Source organism: Clavibacter michiganensis subsp. insidiosus (genome assembly GCF_002240565.1).
GTDB classification, from domain to species: Bacteria; Actinomycetota; Actinomycetes; order Actinomycetales; family Microbacteriaceae; genus Clavibacter; species Clavibacter insidiosus.
Window position 1 is genome coordinate 2,631,775 of sequence record NZ_MZMO01000001.1, and the last position, 15,136, is coordinate 2,646,910.

Annotated in this window: 15 protein-coding genes and 1 tRNA gene; 2 read left to right on the top strand and 14 right to left on the bottom strand. The window is 74.5% G+C overall.

The window, feature by feature from the left end; translation table 11 throughout:
• Positions 1 to 95: 95 nt before the first annotated feature.
• On the top strand, positions 96 to 971 hold the full coding sequence (locus B5P21_RS12725) for an MFS transporter (RefSeq protein WP_236688694.1): 876 nt from the start codon (positions 96 to 98) through the stop codon (positions 969 to 971).
• Here the strand turns inward: B5P21_RS12725 and B5P21_RS12730 are convergent.
• From B5P21_RS12730 to B5P21_RS12765, 8 genes are all read right to left on the bottom strand, one after another.
• The gene (locus B5P21_RS12730) at positions 934 to 1,770 is read right to left on the bottom strand and encodes an ABC transporter permease (RefSeq protein ID WP_080939329.1); all 837 of its coding nucleotides are present in this window, start codon (positions 1,768 to 1,770) and stop codon (positions 934 to 936) included. The genes B5P21_RS12725 and B5P21_RS12730 overlap by 38 nt on opposite strands.
• Positions 1,767 to 2,600, bottom strand: a complete 834-nt coding sequence (locus B5P21_RS12735; protein WP_094171227.1) for an ABC transporter permease — start codon at positions 2,598 to 2,600, stop codon at positions 1,767 to 1,769. The genes B5P21_RS12730 and B5P21_RS12735 overlap by 4 nt, the downstream gene beginning before the upstream one ends.
• The gene (locus B5P21_RS12740) at positions 2,597 to 3,523 is read right to left on the bottom strand and encodes an ABC transporter ATP-binding protein (protein WP_045529116.1); all 927 of its coding nucleotides are present in this window, start codon (positions 3,521 to 3,523) and stop codon (positions 2,597 to 2,599) included. Before B5P21_RS12740 ends, B5P21_RS12735 begins: the two co-directional genes overlap by 4 nt.
• A gap of 103 nt (positions 3,524 to 3,626) precedes the next feature.
• A complete protein-coding gene (locus B5P21_RS12745; protein WP_052663224.1) occupies positions 3,627 to 4,373 on the bottom strand; it encodes an ABC transporter permease in 747 nt (248 codons plus the stop codon).
• Positions 4,370 to 5,131: a hypothetical protein gene (locus B5P21_RS12750; RefSeq protein WP_045529118.1), complete on the bottom strand. Its 762-nt coding sequence runs from the start codon at positions 5,129 to 5,131 to the stop codon at positions 4,370 to 4,372. Before B5P21_RS12750 ends, B5P21_RS12745 begins: the two co-directional genes overlap by 4 nt.
• Positions 5,128 to 5,868, bottom strand: a complete 741-nt coding sequence (locus B5P21_RS12755; RefSeq protein ID WP_094171228.1) for an ABC transporter ATP-binding protein — start codon at positions 5,866 to 5,868, stop codon at positions 5,128 to 5,130. The genes B5P21_RS12750 and B5P21_RS12755 overlap by 4 nt, the downstream gene beginning before the upstream one ends.
• 62 nt (positions 5,869 to 5,930) lie before the next feature.
• A complete protein-coding gene (locus B5P21_RS12760; protein ID WP_045529122.1) occupies positions 5,931 to 6,599 on the bottom strand; it encodes a response regulator transcription factor in 669 nt (222 codons plus the stop codon).
• A complete protein-coding gene (locus tag B5P21_RS12765; protein WP_052663225.1) occupies positions 6,596 to 7,465 on the bottom strand; it encodes a sensor histidine kinase in 870 nt (289 codons plus the stop codon). The genes B5P21_RS12760 and B5P21_RS12765 overlap by 4 nt, the downstream gene beginning before the upstream one ends.
• Positions 7,466 to 7,856: 391 nt before the next feature.
• Between B5P21_RS12765 and B5P21_RS12770 the strand changes: the two genes are divergently transcribed.
• Positions 7,857 to 9,794: an ABC transporter ATP-binding protein gene (locus tag B5P21_RS12770; protein WP_094171230.1), complete on the top strand. Its 1,938-nt coding sequence runs from the start codon at positions 7,857 to 7,859 to the stop codon at positions 9,792 to 9,794.
• A gap of 16 nt (positions 9,795 to 9,810) precedes the next feature.
• Here B5P21_RS12770 and B5P21_RS12775 read toward each other — a convergent pair whose 3' ends face one another.
• The 6 genes from B5P21_RS12775 to B5P21_RS12800 all read right to left on the bottom strand — a co-directional run bounded on the left by B5P21_RS12775 (position 9,811) and on the right by B5P21_RS12800 (position 15,044).
• On the bottom strand, positions 9,811 to 10,179 hold the full coding sequence (locus B5P21_RS12775) for a DUF2834 domain-containing protein (protein WP_094171231.1): 369 nt from the start codon (positions 10,177 to 10,179) through the stop codon (positions 9,811 to 9,813).
• Between the two features lie 119 nt (positions 10,180 to 10,298).
• Positions 10,299 to 11,111, bottom strand: a complete 813-nt coding sequence (locus tag B5P21_RS12780) for a TrmH family RNA methyltransferase (protein ID WP_094171232.1) — start codon at positions 11,109 to 11,111, stop codon at positions 10,299 to 10,301.
• Positions 11,111 to 12,586, bottom strand: a complete 1,476-nt coding sequence (locus B5P21_RS12785) for an NAD-dependent succinate-semialdehyde dehydrogenase (RefSeq protein WP_045529129.1) — start codon at positions 12,584 to 12,586, stop codon at positions 11,111 to 11,113. Before B5P21_RS12785 ends, B5P21_RS12780 begins: the two co-directional genes overlap by 1 nt.
• Before the next feature lie 104 nt (positions 12,587 to 12,690).
• Positions 12,691 to 13,281: an isochorismatase family protein gene (locus B5P21_RS12790; protein WP_045529130.1), complete on the bottom strand. Its 591-nt coding sequence runs from the start codon at positions 13,279 to 13,281 to the stop codon at positions 12,691 to 12,693.
• A 64-nt stretch (positions 13,282 to 13,345) separates the two neighbouring features.
• Positions 13,346 to 14,827, bottom strand: coding sequence for a D-alanyl-D-alanine carboxypeptidase/D-alanyl-D-alanine endopeptidase (gene dacB, locus B5P21_RS12795; protein ID WP_269082411.1), 1,482 nt, complete (start codon positions 14,825 to 14,827; stop codon positions 13,346 to 13,348).
• A 141-nt stretch (positions 14,828 to 14,968) separates the two neighbouring features.
• Positions 14,969 to 15,044 (bottom strand) — tRNA-Thr (locus B5P21_RS12800).
• Positions 15,045 to 15,136: the final 92 nt, after the last annotated feature.

Consider the following 15,136-nt stretch of genomic DNA (forward strand, 5'->3'; position numbering starts at 1 on the left):
CCAGGGTACCGAGCGGATCCCCCCGCCCGGCACCGCCCGGGCACCGCCGCGCCTGCCGCTACCGTGGGGAGGAGACGACCGATCGGAGGCCGCCCGTGCCCGACCCCGACCGCCGCGCGGCCGCCGCGGGACGCTCGCTGCTCGCGAGCACGGGCGTCGGGATCCTCTCGGCGATGACCGGCCCCGCCGTCTACGCGACGTTCGGGCCGGAGCCCGCGCTCGTGATGGACGCCGTGTCGTTCCTCGCGTCGGCGGGTCTGGTGCTCGCGGTGCGCGAGCGCGGGGCGACGGCGGGCGCGGAAGCGGATCCGTCGGTCGCCTCCGCCCGCGCCCGCTTCCGCACCGAGCTCGCCGCCGGGATCCGCATCGTGCGCGCCTCGCCGCGCCTGCGTGTCCTCGTGGCCGGCCTCGCCGCGTACGGCGTGACGCTCGGCGTCAACAACGCGACCCTCGCCCTCGTCGCCCTCACCACGATGGGCCTGACGGCGGCGGAGTACGGCGTGGTCACGGCGATGTTCGCGGTCGGCGGCCTCGTCGGATCCCTCACGGCGCCCGCGCTCCTCGCCCGCCTCCGCCCCGAGCGCGCGCTCCCGGCCGCGCTCGTCGCCCTCGGCCTCACCTACGCGGCGTACTCGACCGTGCGCGCGTTCCTGCCCGCGGCGATCCTCATGGGGGTCGCGGGCCTCGTCTTCGCGGTCTTCCTCGTCTCGCAGGGCCCGATCCTCCAGGCGGAGGCGCCCGTCGGCGCGATGGGCCGGGTCTCGTCGCTCACGTCGACGGTGCTGGCCGCGGCGTCGCTCCTCGCGACCGTCGTGACGGCGCAGGCGCTCGCCCTCATCCCCGCGGACGCGCAGCCCGCCGCCTACCCGGTCGCGATCGCCGCGGCGGCCGTCGTTATGGGCGGCGCCGGGCTCGGGCTCGTGGCGGGCGGCCTCAGTCGAGGAAGAGGACCCGCAGCCGCCGCGTCGTGAAGACCAGGCCGATCGCCGTCATCACGGCGAAGTAGAGCACGTGGCCGAGGACCGCGATCGAGAGCGCGCCCGTCGTGAAGCCGCGCACGAGCTCCACCGCGTGCCAGAGCGGGAGCGCCTGGATGACCGTCTGGATCCACGGCGGGTACACCGACAGCGGGTAGAAGGTCGCGGAGAACAGGAACATGGGCAGCAGGACGAAGTTGATCCAGTCCATCTGCTGGAACGTCTTCATGTAGCTCGTCACCGCCATGCCGAAGCTCGCGAAGGCCAGCGCGATCAGTACCACCGACGGCAGCGCGAGGATCGCCCACCACGACAGGTTGAGGCCGAGCACCTGCATCACGACGAGGAAGCCCGACGAGTAGACGACGCCGCGCAGCAGCGCCAGGCCGATCTCGCCGAACGCCACGTCGAGCGGGCCGAGCGAGGTCGCGAGCATGCCCTGGTAGAGCTTCGAGTGGTTCATCTTGAAGAAGACGTTCCAAGTGGAGTCGTAGACCGCGCCGTTCATGGCCGAGACCGCGAGGAGGGCGGGCGCGATGTAGGCGGCGTACGGCACGGGCTGGCCGGTGCTCGTGGTCACGTCGCCGACGAGCGAGCCGAGGCCGATCCCCATCGCGAGCAGGTAGAAGACGGGCTCGAAGAAGCCGGAGAGGACGACGGTCCAATTGGTGCTGCGGGTGGCCAGCAGGCCGCGCGAGAGCACCGAGCGGGCGTTGCCGGCGTAGAGCGCGCGGGGGCCGCCGCGGCTCCGACGCGCGGCGGGCGCGGGCGCGGGCATCGTGGATCCAGTCATGCGCGCAGCCTCCTCGTCGCGACGCGGCGCGAAAGGGTCCAGCCCACCGCGAGCCAGAGCAGCAGGTACGCGACGTGCACGACCGTGAGCCAGAGCGGCTCCTCCATGCCGTAGGTCGCGACGCGGCCGAGCTCGGTGCCGTGCCAGAGCGGCGAGATCCAGCCGATCCACTGCAGCCCGACCGGGAACTGCGTGAGCGGGAAGAACGTGCCCGAGAACAGCGACAGCGGGGTGATCACGAAGCGCATCACCATGGCGATCTGTCCGGTGTCCTGCGTGAGGGTCGCGACGTAGGCCATGAGCATCACGCCGATCGCCATGCCGGTGAGCACGGCGGCGCCGATCGCGAGGAACCCCGTGCCGAGCGGCACCGCGCCGAACAGGAGCATGAAGGCGAAGTAGGCGATGCACGTGGGCGCCATGCGGATCGCGACGCCGATGACCTGGCCGTCGATGATCTGCGCGGGGCTCAGCGGCGACGCGTTCATCGCCTGGAACACGGGGTTCCACTTGAAGCCGCCGAAGATCGGGTAGCTGAACTCCTCGCTCGCGACCGTCATGGCGCTCGTCGCGAGCAGCGCGGGCGCCACGAAGACCAGGAAGCTGACGCCGAGCGCCTGGTTCGCGTCGGTGCCGCGGTCGACGACCGTCGCGAGGCCCACGCCCAGCGCGTAGAGGTAGACGTAGGGGCTCCCGATGCCGGTCGCGAGCGCGGTGCCGAGGTAGGCGCGGATCCCGAGCAGGCGGTGCTCGGCGGCGTACCAGCCGCCGAAGCGGCGCGGGCGGACGCCACCGGCGAGGGCGGCCGCGCGGGTGTCGACGGCGCTCACTCGACCAGGCTCCGTCCCGTGAGGCGGAGGAAGACGTCCTCGAGGCTGGAACGGCGCACGAGCGTGGTGATGGGCTTCAGGCCCTGCTCGAGGATCCGGCTGAGCACGGCCTCGCCGTCGGACGCGTAGACGAGCACGCGGTCGGGCAGCACCTCGACGCGGTCGCCGTACCCGGCGATCTCGCGCGACGCGGACTCGTTGCGGTCGGAGCCGAAGCGCACCTCGAGCACCTCGCGGCTCGAGTGGTCGCGGATGAGGGACGCGGGCGAGCCCTCCGCCATGATGCGGCCCTCGTCGACCACGACGATGCGGTCGCACAGCTGCTCGGCCTCGTCCATGTAGTGCGTGGTCAGCACGAGCGTCGTGCCCTGCTCCTTGAGGCGGAACAGGCGGTCCCACAGGATGTGGCGGGCCTGCGGGTCGAGGCCCGTCGTCGGCTCGTCGAGCAGCAGGATCCGCGGGTCGCTGATGAGGGCGCGCGCGATCGTGAGGCGTCGCTTCATGCCGCCGGAGAGGTCGTCGACCTTGGCGCCGGCGCGGTCGCTCAGCTGCGCGAACTCGAGCAGCTCGTCGGCGCGCGCCGCGACCTGCTTCCGCGGCAGGCCGAAGTAGCGGCCGTAGACGATGAGGTTGTCGCGCGCCTTGAGCTCCAGGTCGAGGTTGTCGGCCTGCGGCACGACGCCCAGCTGCGAGCGGATCTCCGGTCCGTGCGTGTCGGGGTCGAGCCCGAGGATGTCGAGGGACCCTCCCGTGCGCGAGGAGACCGCGCCGATCATGCGCATGGTCGTGGACTTCCCGGCGCCGTTCGGGCCGAGCAGCCCGAAGGACTCGCCGGGCGCGACCTCGAAGGAGAGGCCGTCGACGGCGACGTGGTCGCCGTACTTCTTCACGAGGCGGTCGGCGGTGATGACGGGGGTGGGCACGGAAAGCCAGCCTAGGGAGCGGAGCGGGTTTCCACCATGGGCAGGAATGCGGGATCGCGGCGGCCGCACGCGGCGGGGCCGGGCCACGGCCACGGCCCGCGGCTCACGCGTCGCGGCGCAGGAGGGACAGCGCCGCCGCGGCGCCGAGCGCCCCCGTCCACGCGAGCATGACCAGCGCGCCCGGCACCGGATCCAGCAGCCCCACCCCGGGGTAGGCGGTGAGGAGCTGGATCCCGGCGAGGTCCGGCAGGTACCGCACCGCCGGCACGAGCCCGACGAGCGAGACCGTGAGCCCCAGGACGAGCGGCACCAGGACCACGAGCGGCACCACGAGCGACCGCGTGAGCACGGTGACCGAAGCGGCGAGCAGGCCGATGAGCGCGAAGTTCACGACGACCCCGACGAGGTTCCCCGCCATCCCCGCGGTGAGACCCGACACGGGCGGGCCGTCGTCGCCCCGCGCCGCGTGCGCGACGAGCACCGCCGCGCTCGCCCCGAGGATCGCCACGACGGCGGCGAGCGCCGCGACGACGACGGCCTTCGCGGCGAGCGCGACCCCGCGTCGCGGGACCGCCAGCAGGGTGGACCGCAGCTGCCCGTCCACGTGCTCGGTGCCCGTGAGGAGGACGGCCGCGAGGATCACGAGCGGCTGCGCGAGGCCCGCCGTGGAGAAGCCGAGGGACTCCACCGGGACCGCGCCCGCGGCGCCGGCCGCGGGATCCGCCGCGAGCGCCTGGACGACGGTGACGATCGGCGGGACCAGCACCGCGGCGAGCGCGGTCGCCTGCACGCTGCGCAGCGTGCGGCCCTTCGTGACCTCCATGCGGATCGCCCGGCCGAGGGCGCTCATGCGTCCCGCCGGGCGAAGACCACGAGCGCGACGCCGAGGAGCACGACGGCCCACGCGGCCTGCACCAGGCCGCCGACCACGGGCGGGAGGTAGGCCCCAGCGGCCGGGTCGGAGTACATGGCCGCCCCCGCCGTGACCGGGAGGAACCGCGCGCCCGCCCACGCTCCCGCGAGGAGGTCGCCGATGCCGACCACGAGCGGCAGCAGGAGGACGAGCGGGAGGATCGCCGTCCTCGCCAGCGACCCGATCGCGAACGCCATGAGCGCCGTGAGCACCCACGCGAGGGTCACGCCGCCGAGGTGCACCCAGATGGCCGGCGTCAGCCGCCACGGGTCGACGTCCCCACCCGAGGACGCGTGGGTGATCACGATGGCGCCCCACATGGTCAGGGACGCGACGACCGCGGTGACGACGGCCAGCAGGGCGGCCGAGACGACGAACACGGGGACACGGCGCGGGGAGGCGAGCAGCGTGCTGCGGATCTGCCGTCCGGCGCCGTGCTCCCCACCCGCCCAGAGCGCCCCGAGCGCCACGATGAGGACGTAGCCGAAGCCCGCCATCTCGAACCCCTGGTACTCGGTCGGGATGGGGACGGAGGAGAACAGCCGCGGGTCGTCGGCCGGGATGTCGGCGCCGGACGCGGCGTTCGTCCACGCCATGGGCCACGTGGCGAGGACCGCCACGGCGGCGAGGATCGGCATCGCCCGCAGCGTGCGCGCCTTCGTCAGCTCGGAGGCGGCCAGGCCCCGGACGCTCATGCGCGATCCCGGGACGCCACGTCGCCGGACCGGTGGTCGGCCCCGCCCTCCGTGAGGGCGAAGAACGCGCTCTCGAGCGAGGGGAAGCCGGTCGTGATCTCCGCGGACCCGCCCTGCGCGACCACGCGTCCGCGCGCGATGACGACGAAATCGTCCGCGGTGTCCTCCATCTCGCTCATCAGGTGGCTGGACACGAGCACCGTGCGCCCCTCGTCGGCCATGCCGCGGAGGAACCGGCGGATCCACCGGATGCCGTCCGGGTCGAGGCCGTTGGTGGGCTCGTCCAGCACCAGGATCTGCGGGTCGCCGAGGAGCGCCGCCGCGATGCCGAGCCGCTGCCCCATGCCGAGGGAGAGGCTGCCGACGCGGGTGCGCCGCTCGCCGGGGAGGCCGACGACCTCGAGGACCTCGTCCATGCGGCGACGCGGGAGCCCGTTGCTCTGCGCCATCCAGGTGAGGTGCGCGGCGACGGTGCGGCCGCGGTTCGCGCCCGGCCCGTCGAGCATCGCGCCGACCGTCAGCAGGGGATCGCGGAGGGCGCGATACGGGACGCCGCCGATGAGCGCGGTGCCGGAGGTGGCCGCGTCGAGCCCGAGCAGCACGCGCATCGTCGAGCTCTTGCCGGCGCCGTTCGGGCCGAGGAGGCCGGTGACGCGGCCGGGCCGCACGTCGAAGGAGACGTCGTCGACGTGCGTCCTGCCGCGGCGGCGCTTGACGAGGTGCGAGATCTGGATCATGCGACCAGTCGATCGACGCCGGGCCTCCCTGTCGTCATGCTGATGTCGACAGAGCCGCAGGATCAGCCGCCGACGATCCCCCACTCGTAGCCGAGCACCACCAGCTGCGCGCGATCCCGCGACCCGGTCTTGGTGAGGAGGCGGCTGACGTAGGTGCGGACCGTCGCGTGCGTCACGAACAGATCCGCCGCGATCTCCTGGTTCGACCGCCCGCGGGCGACGAGCTCGAGCGTCTCCCGCTCCCGGCGCGTCAAGCGGCCAGACCGCGGATCGGGCGGCGGCGGGGTGCGTCCCTCCCCCGTCGCCAGCCGCATGACGCGCGCCGTCACCTCCGGCGAGAGGAGCGCGTGCCCGGCGTGCACCAGGCGCACGGCGCGCACGAGCTCCGCGGGCGGGACGTTCTTGAGCAGGAAGCCGGACGCGCCCGCGCGGAGGGCGCCGTCGACGTGCGCGTCGGCGTCGAACATCGTGAGGACGATGACGCGCGGCGCGTCGGCCCGCCCGCGCAGGCGACGGGTGGCCTCGATCCCGTCGACGCCCGGCATGCGCACGTCCATGAGCACCACGTCCGGCCGCGTCTCCGCCGCGACGCGGACGACGGCGGCCCCGTCGGCGGCCTCCCCCACGACGGCCATGTCCTCCTCGGCGTCGATCAGGAGGCGGAAGGACGCCCGGAGCGGCCCCTCGTCGTCGGCGACGACGACGCGGATGGGCGACGACGCGCCGGTCACGACCGCGGCCCCGAGCCGTGGGCGGCCGGCGGCCGCGGGATCACCGCGTCGACCCGCACCCCGGCGCCGTCCGCGTCGCGGATGTCCAGCGTGCCCCCGAGGATCGCCAAGCGCTCCCGCAGGCCCCGCAGGCCGTGGCCCTCCGCCAGCGGCATCCGGCCGCCGCCGTCGTCGGCGACGGACATCCGGATCGACGCGTCGTCCGCGTGCACCGCGATGTCGCAGCGCGCGGCCCCGGCGTGGCGGATCACGTTGGTCACCGCCTCGCGGACGACGCGGTGCACGGCGACGCGCTCGGGACCCTGCAGGACCTCGAGCCCCTCGGCGGCGAGCGTCACCGCGATGCCGGCCGCCTCCGCGGCCGCGACGGTCTCGCGCAGGCGGATGGGCAGCGCGCCGTCGGGGATGAGCTCGTCGGGACCGGCGCGCGTCGCGGCGAGGAGGAGGCCGAGCTCGGCGACGCCGGACCGCGCCGTCCGCTCCACCTCCGCGAGGGTCGCGCGCAGCGCGGCCGCCTCGAGCGTCGGCACGTGCGCGGCGACCCCCGCGCGCACCCCGATCGCCCCCAGCGAGTGCGAGAGGACGTCGTGCACGTCTCGCCCGATGCGCGCGCGCTCGGCGAGGACGCCGTTCTCGACGGCGAGGTGCTCCGCGCGACGCGCGGCGACGCCCGCCGTCGCCGCACCGCCCAGGACGACCAGGCTGAGGAGCGCGCCGCGGATGCCCTCCTCGAACGCCGGGGCGGCCACGAGCGCGAGGATCCCCACCATGACGCCGGCGGCCACGGCGACGCCCGCCGCCGCCCGTGCGGGAACCGGTCGAGCCGACGAGCGGGCAGCGGAGTGGAGGGCGGCGGCGGCCAGCACGAACGGATCCCCCGTGAGGCCGGCCGCCCACGGCCGCCGCCGCGAGCGCGACCTGCCATGCCAGGAGGACGCCCCCGCCCGCCGGGACCGTCATCCACAGCACGAGCACCACGAGGGCGGACGCCCCGAGGTCCCCGGCGACGACCACGGACGGACGCGACGCTGCCGATCCCCGCATGTGCGTCCTCCGTGCTCGGATGTCCCGCTGCCACCCTCCCACGACCCGACGCCCGCCGGGCGGGGGCGGACGCGCAGCCGTCGGCGCGTAGAGTCCAGACGGCGGCGCGACGCAGCCGGCATCGGGCGCCGCCGCCGCCGCCTCGGCAGCGGCCTCCGCCCGACACCCGAGGTCCGCCGCCGCACATCAGGATCACCATCCGGGAGACCACGCATGAGCACCGCCCGCCCCGCCTCCGCCGCCCCGCGCGCCCGCTCCCGCAACCCGTTCGCCCGCCGCGACTCGGCCGACGACGGCCCCCGCGCCCGCTTCTCGGAGCTGCTCCCCTACATCCTCGAGCAGCGCGGCCTCATGGCCTTCGTCGTGGTGCTGAGCGTGCTCGGCGCGGCCGCCAGCCTCGGCCAGCCGCTCCTCGTGCAGCGGGTCGTCGGCGTCGTGCAGGAGGGCGGCCAGCTGGGCGTCCTCGTGTGGGCGCTCGTCGGGCTCGTCGTCGTGTCCGGGGTGCTGTCCGGCTACCAGCACTACCTGCTGCAGCGCATGGGCGAGGGCATCGTGCTCTCGTCGCGTCGCACGCTCGTGCGCCGGATCCTCCGCCTCCCCATCTCCGAGTTCGACACGCGTCGCACGGGCGACCTCGTCTCGCGCGTCGGCTCCGACACCACGCTGCTGCGCGCCGTGCTCACGCAGGGCCTCGTCGAGGCGATCGGCGGCGCGGTCACGTTCCTCGGCGCCATCATCGCGATGCTCATCATCGACCCCGTGCTCCTCAGCCTCACCGTGCTGGTCGTCGCGGTCTCGGTCGTCGCGGTCGTGGGGCTCTCCGGCCGGATCCGCGTCGCCAGCCAGCGGGCCCAGCGCAAGGTCGGCGACCTGGCCGCGAGCGTCGAACGCGCCATCGGCGCCATCCGCACCGTCCGCGCGAGCAACGCCACCGACCGGGAGAGCCGCACCATCGAGGCCGACGCCGAGGGCGCGTGGGAGATGGGCATCAAGGTCGCGAAGGCGTCCGCCGTGGTCGTGCCGATCGCGGGCATCGCGCTGCAGGCGTCGTTCCTCGTGGTGGTCGGCGTGGGCGGATTCCGCGTCGCGTCGGGCGCCATCACGGTCGGCGACCTCGTGGCCTTCATCCTGTTCCTCTTCCTCATGATCATGCCGCTCGGCCAGGCCTTCGGCGCCGTGACCGCGGTCAACCAGGCGCTCGGCGCGCTCGGCCGGATCCAGGAGATCGTGAAGCTGCCGGTGGAGACCGACGGCGACGCCGAGACCGCCGGCCGCCTCCGCGACGGCGCGCCCGCGGGCGAGGACCGCAGGGACGCGCCCGCCGTCGAGCTCGTGGACGTGCGGTTCGCGTACCCGGTCGCGGCGGACGCGGACGCGCATTCCGACGGTGCCGTGACGGCCGCGGCGCCCGCATCCCGGGTGGACACGGCGGATGCGGCGGACTCCGCCCCCGGCGCCGACCGCACGGGCGGCGGCGTCCTCCAGGGCATCAGCTTCCGCGCCGAGCGCGGCACCCGGATCGCGCTGGTCGGCCCGTCCGGCGCCGGCAAGAGCACGATCCTCGCCCTCATCGAGCGCTTCTACGACCCGACCTCCGGCGTCGTGCGCGTCGGCGGGCGCGACATCCGCACGCTCGACCGCGAGGACCTGCGCCGCCAGATCGGCTACGTCGAGCAGGACGCGCCCGTGCTCGCCGGGACGCTCCGCGAGAACCTCACGCTCACCGCGTTCGACGCGACCGACGAGGACTGCGTCCATGTCCTGCACGCCGTGAACCTCACCGAGGTGCTCGCGCGCAACGAGCTCGGCCTCGACGCGCCCGTCGGCGAGGACGGGATCATGCTCTCCGGCGGCGAGCGCCAGCGCCTCGCGATCGCGCGCACGCTCCTGTCCGCTCCCCCGATCCTGCTGCTCGACGAGTCGACGTCCAGCCTCGACGGCCTCAACGAGCAGCTGCTCCGCAAGGCGATCGACGCGGTCGCCGAGCACCGCACCCTCATCGTGATCGCGCACCGGCTCTCGACCGTCGTCGACAGCGACCTCATCGTCGTCGTCGAGAAGGGCCGCGTCGTCGGCACCGGCACGCACGCGGAGCTCGTCGTCTCGACGCCGCTCTACCGCGACCTCGCGAAGCACCAGCTGCTCGTGTAGCGGTGCTCCGGCGCGATCACGCGCCCGGCGTCGGCTCCGTGCGATCCGGCGCGCCCAGGTGCATCTCCCGTGCCGCCAGGAACACCGGCAGGGCGACCGCGAACGCCACGAGCGGGGCCAGCAGCACGTAGATCCAGACGCGCCGCATCCGCAGCCGCCGCCCCTCGACGATGATGAAGACGACGCTCGCGACGGCCGCGATGAGCAGGTCCCACGAGAGCGACGACACCGCAGGACCCCCGGCGGACAGGTCGGCGAGGAAGTCGCGGCCCTCCATGACGACGCGGATGTTCGCCGACCACGTCAGCACGAGGCCGGCCGCCGCGAGCACCAGGTAGACGACGGCGAGGCGCGTGGGGCGCCGGCGTGCGGGACGCGTGCTCATGGGGACCCCTTCTCGTGGATGTGGCCAGGCTAGGCGCTCACGTCGCGAGCCGCGCCGCCGGCCCGGGATCGGTCGCGGAGCGGCCCGCCGCCCGCCGCGGGAGGGCGCGGCCCGCGCGGTCAGCCGGCCGGCGTCGTCAGCGCGTAGAGCGCGACCGCGCTGGCCGCCGCCACGTTGAGCGAGTCGATGCCGTGCGCCATCGGGATCCGCACCACCGTGTCCGCCGACCGGATCGCCTCCGCCGACAGCCCCGGCCCCTCCGACCCGAGCACGATGGCGAGCCGCTCGTGCTCCTCGGCCGGGAAGTCGCGGATCGACACGGCGTCGGGCGTCAGCGCGAGCGCCGCGAGGTGGAACCCGGCGTCGGCCAGGGCGGCGCGCGTCTCCGGCCACTCCCCCGTGCGCGTCCACGGCACCTGCAGCACCGTGCCCATGCTGACGCGGATGGCGCGGCGGTAGAACGGATCCGTGCAGCGCGGTGTCACGAGCACCGCGTCCGCCCCGATCGCGCCGACCGAGCGGAAGATCGCGCCGACGTTCGTGGGATCCACGACGTCCTCGAGCACCACGACGCGCCGGGCGTCCGCGAGGAGCGACGCGACCGTGGGCAACGCGGGCCGGTCGAGCGACGCGACGACGCCGCGGTGCAGGACGTAGCCGGTGAGCTCCGCGAGCAGCTCGCCGGGCCCGGTGAACACCGGCACGTCCCGGTCGCCGACCAGCGCCAGGGCCTCATCCACCGTGCCGCCGAGCGCGAGCACCGACCGTGGTGCGTGCCCGGCGCGGAGCGCCCGCTCGAGCACCAGCGCCGACTCCGCCAGGTAGATCCCGTGCCCCGCCCCCGCGGCCTTGCGGAGCGCGACGTCGGTGCGGTGGCTGTAGTCGGCGAGCCGCGGATCCGCCAGGTCGTCGACCGGGACGACGTGCGCCACTACGACGCGAAGGGGTCGGGCGTGAGCGTGTACTTGGTGTTCAGGTACTCGTGGATCCCCTCGAGCCCGCCCTCCCGCCCGAGCCCCGACTGCTTCACACCGCCGAACGGCGCGGCCGCGTTGGAGATGACGCCCATGTTGAGGCCCGTCATTCCCGTCTCGAGCCGCTCGATCATGCGCTGGCCGCGGGCGAGGTCCTGGGTGAAGACATAGGAGACGAGGCCGAACTCAGTGTCGTTGGCGAGGCGCACGGCGTCGTCCTCGTCGTCGAACGGCACGATGGCGACGACGGGCCCGAAGATCTCCTCGCGCAGGATGTCGCTGCCCTCGGCGACGCCCGTGATGAGCGTCGGCGGGTAGAAGTGGCCGGCGCCGTCTTGCGGCTCGCCGCCCGCGCGCACGGTGGCGCCGCGCTCGACGGCGTCGCGCACCAGGCGGTCGGCCTTGTCGACCGCGCGGCCGTCGATGAGCGGTCCGACCGTGACGCCCTCCTCGGTGCCGCGGCCGATCCGCATCCGATCGACGCGCTCCTGCAGCCGGTCGGCGAACGCGTCCGCGATCGACGCCTCGACGATGAAGCGGTTCGCCGCCGTGCACGCCTGCCCGACGTTGCGGAACTTCGCCGCCATGGCGCCCTCCACGGCCTTGTCGAGGTCGGCGTCGGCGAAGACCACGAACGGCGCGTTGCCGCCGAGCTCGAGCGAGACGCGCAGCACGTTCTGCGCGGCCTGCGCGCCGAGCTGCCGGCCGACGGGCGTGGATCCGGTGAAGCTCAGCTTGCGCAGACGCGGGTCGGCGATGAGCGGGCCGGTGACGTCGGCGGCCTTCGTGGTGGGGATCACGTTGAGGACGCCCGCGGGCAGCCCCGCCTCGGCCAGCAGCTCGGCGAAGCGGAGCGTGGTGAGCGGGGTGAGGTCGGCCGGCTTGATGACCACGGTGCAGCCCGCGGCGAGCGCCGGCGCGATCTTGCGGGTCGCCATCGCGAGCGGGAAGTTCCACGGGGTGATGAGCAGCACCGGCCCGACCGGGTGCTGCGACACGATCATGCGGCCGGTGCCCTCGGGGTTCGTGCCGTAGCGGCCCGTGATGCGCACGGCCTCCTCGGAGAACCAGCGGAGGAACTCGCCGCCGTAGGTCACCTCGCCGAGCGACTCGGCGAGCGGCTTGCCCATCTCGAGCGTCATGAGGAGCGCGAACTCGTCCTTGCGCTCCTGGAGCAGGTCGAACGCGCGGCGGAGGATCTCGCCCCGGACGCGCGGCGCGGTCGCCGCCCACTCCGCCTGCGCGTCGACCGCCGCGTCGAGGGCGCGCGCGCCGTCCGCGGGGCTCGCGTCGGCGACGTGCGCGATGACGGCGTCGGTGGCGGGATCCCGGACCTCGAACGTCGCCCCGCCCTCCGCGTCGACCCGCTCCCCGCCGATGAGCAGGGTGGTGGGGGTGCCCGACAGGAGGTCGGTCTCGGTGGATGCGCTCATGGTGTCCTCGCGTCTTCCGTGCGGTGTCGTGCTGGTCTTCGTCCTCGCGCTGGTGCGCGTGCCCGTGCTCGCGGCCGCGCCGGCCGCGCCGGCCACGTCGACCCTCAGTCGGCCGGACCCTCGACGATCTCCGCCCCGGCGTCGCGCAGGCGGTCGAGGGCGGCGGCGCTGGTGGCCGGCGCGACGCCCGCGACGAGGTCGGCGAGGATCCGCACGCGCTTGCCCTGGTGGACCGCGTCGAGCGCCGAGGCGAGCACGCAGTAGTCGGTCGCGAGGCCGACCACGTCGATGTCGGTGATCCCGTGCAGCGCCAGCAGGTCCGCGAGCGGCACGCCGTCCTCCGTCGTGCCCTCGAAGATCGAATAGGCGGGCGCGCCCTGGCCCTTCTGGAGGTGGAAGTCGACGGCGGTGACGTCGAGGTCGGCGTGGTACTCGGCGCCGTGGGTGCCCTGCACGCAGTGCTCGGGCCAGGTGGTCGAGAAGTCGGGGACGGTGCCGACCGCGGCGAAGTGCCCGCCGTTGCCACCCGTCGCCTCGTGCCAGTCGCGGGAGGCGAGCACGTGGTCGTACCGGTACGGCTCCGCGGCGAGGAGCCGGGTGATCCCCCGCGCGACGTCGCCGCCGCCGTCGACGCCGAGCGCGCCGCCCTCCGTGAAGTCGTTCTGCACGTCGATGATGAACAAGGCCCTGCTCATGCGCCGCTCCTTCCCCGGGCCGGGCCCGGTGCCGTGTGTCCGCCGCCCGGGACCGGGCCGCGCGTCACTCGTCCCCCAGATCCGCCCCGCAGCGGTACGTGCCCGCTGCCAGCGCGTCCAGGGCGATCTTCGCGTCCCCCGTCACGTTCCCGATGGCGTAGAACGCGAAGGTCAGCTTCGTGCCGTCCGCCGCGTCGACGATGCCGGCGAGCGTGTACCCGGTGTCGATCCAGCCGGTCTTGGCCACGACGTGCCCGCGGGCGACCGCGCTGTCGCCGGTGAAGCGGCTGGAGAGCGTGCCGGTGCGGCCCGCGACCGGCAGTCCGTCGTGCAGGTAGCCGAGCGCCTGCTGGCGCTGGTCGACCTGGATCATCAGCTGGGCCAGGAACGACGGCGGGACCCGGTCGTCGGGGCTGAGGCCCTGGCCGTCGACGATGGTGAGCGTGGAGGTGTCGAGCCCGTACGCCTGCAGGGCCTTCGGGATCCCGGTCGCCAGCGACTGCTGCGTGTTCCCCGCGCCGACCTGGATGCTCACGAGCCGCGCGAGCGACTCGGCGAGCACGTTGTCGGAGTTGATGAGCGCGGTCTGGATGAGCGACGACACCGGCTGCGACTCGACCTTGCCGAGCACCGCGGCGCCGGCGGGAGCCGTGCCCTGGGTGACGTCGGCCGACCCGCCGAGCATGGAGCGGAAGGTGCTGCCGACGCGCGCCAGCGGATCCTCGCTGCGGGCGGAGACGACGGCGGCGGGATCCGCCCGGTCGGCGTCGAGCTGCAGCGGCGTCATGAAGCTCGAGTACCCCGCCTTCCGCTCCGTGGGGGCCCAGGACGGGATCCACGTGTCCCCGGAGAACAGGGACGTGTCGAGCACGATGCGGGTGATGGGCGTGCCGGCCGTGGCGGGATCCGCGGCCCATGCCGTGCGCACCTGCTGGGCGAGGTCGCTGAGACGCGGCGCCCCCGGGTAGACGGAGCTCCCGGAGGTGAGGCGCGTCAGGGTCGGGTCCCCGCCCCCGACCAGCACCACCGTGCCGGGCTCGGACCCGCGGACCACCGTGGTGGCGATGCGGCGATCGGGGCCGAGCGCCGCGAGGGCGGCGGCCGAGGTGATGACCTTCATGACGCTCGCCGTGCGCTCCGGCGTGCTGCCGTTCCGGTCGAACAGCACGCGTCCGGTCGCGGCGTCGCGGACCTGGCCCTCGAAGGTGGCGAGGCGCGGATCCTGCGCGAGGGAGGCGATGGAGCACATGCGGAGGTCGCGCGCGGCGGCCTGGACGGCGGGCGAGGGACGCGGCGGCGCCTCGGTGGGCGTCGGGCTCGGGGTGGGCGTCGGGTCGGCGGCGGCGACGCTCGCGGAGGCGCTGCCGGCACGGCCGGTGAGCGCGCCGGCGCCGACGGCACCGGCCGCGAGCAGGGCGACCACGGCGACGGCAGCCGTCAGGGAGCGGGTGCGACGGCGGTCGCGGGCGCGGGCGCGGGACGCATGGGCGTCCCGGTCGGTGCGGTCGGCGCGCGCGCGGTCGGGGCCGTCGGCTGGGGATCGCATGGGGCCATGTTAGACGCCGGGCCCGAGGGTCCGTCCGGCCGCCGGCACCCCGGGGACGTGGCCGACGAGGTCGCCCTGTGGGGGGACGGGGATGCCGCGTCCTCCCTCGTCGACGGAGGACGGGACAGGGAGGAGGGGTGGTGGAGCCGCCTGTCAGAATCGAACTGACGACCTTCTCATTACGAGTGAGATGCTCTACCGACTGAGCTAAGGCGGCCCGGCCCGGACTCAGCGAGTACCGGGCACGAGTAGAGAGCATACCGGATGCGGGAGGCTGCTCCCGCACACGAACGAGGCAGGGCCGCTCCA

What these genes read in the sequence shown, in the direction of transcription:
- B5P21_RS12730 (WP_080939329.1), bottom strand. Translation starts at nt 1,770, where the DNA reads ATGACTGGATCCACGATGCCCGCGCCCGCGCCCGCCGCGCGTCGGAGC.
- B5P21_RS12745 (WP_052663224.1), bottom strand. Translation starts at nt 4,373, where the DNA reads ATGAGCGCCCTCGGCCGGGCGATCCGCATGGAGGTCACGAAGGGCCGC.
- B5P21_RS12750 (WP_045529118.1), bottom strand. Translation starts at nt 5,131, where the DNA reads ATGAGCGTCCGGGGCCTGGCCGCCTCCGAGCTGACGAAGGCGCGCACG.
- B5P21_RS12755 (WP_094171228.1), bottom strand. Translation starts at nt 5,868, where the DNA reads ATGATCCAGATCTCGCACCTCGTCAAGCGCCGCCGCGGCAGGACGCAC.
- B5P21_RS12770 (WP_094171230.1), top strand. Translation starts at nt 7,857, where the DNA reads ATGAGCACCGCCCGCCCCGCCTCCGCCGCCCCGCGCGCCCGCTCCCGC.
- B5P21_RS12775 (WP_094171231.1), bottom strand. Translation starts at nt 10,179, where the DNA reads ATGAGCACGCGTCCCGCACGCCGGCGCCCCACGCGCCTCGCCGTCGTC.
- B5P21_RS12785 (WP_045529129.1), bottom strand. Translation starts at nt 12,586, where the DNA reads ATGAGCGCATCCACCGAGACCGACCTCCTGTCGGGCACCCCCACCACC.
- B5P21_RS12790 (WP_045529130.1), bottom strand. Translation starts at nt 13,281, where the DNA reads ATGAGCAGGGCCTTGTTCATCATCGACGTGCAGAACGACTTCACGGAG.
- dacB (WP_269082411.1), bottom strand. Translation starts at nt 14,827, where the DNA reads ATGCGATCCCCAGCCGACGGCCCCGACCGCGCGCGCGCCGACCGCACC.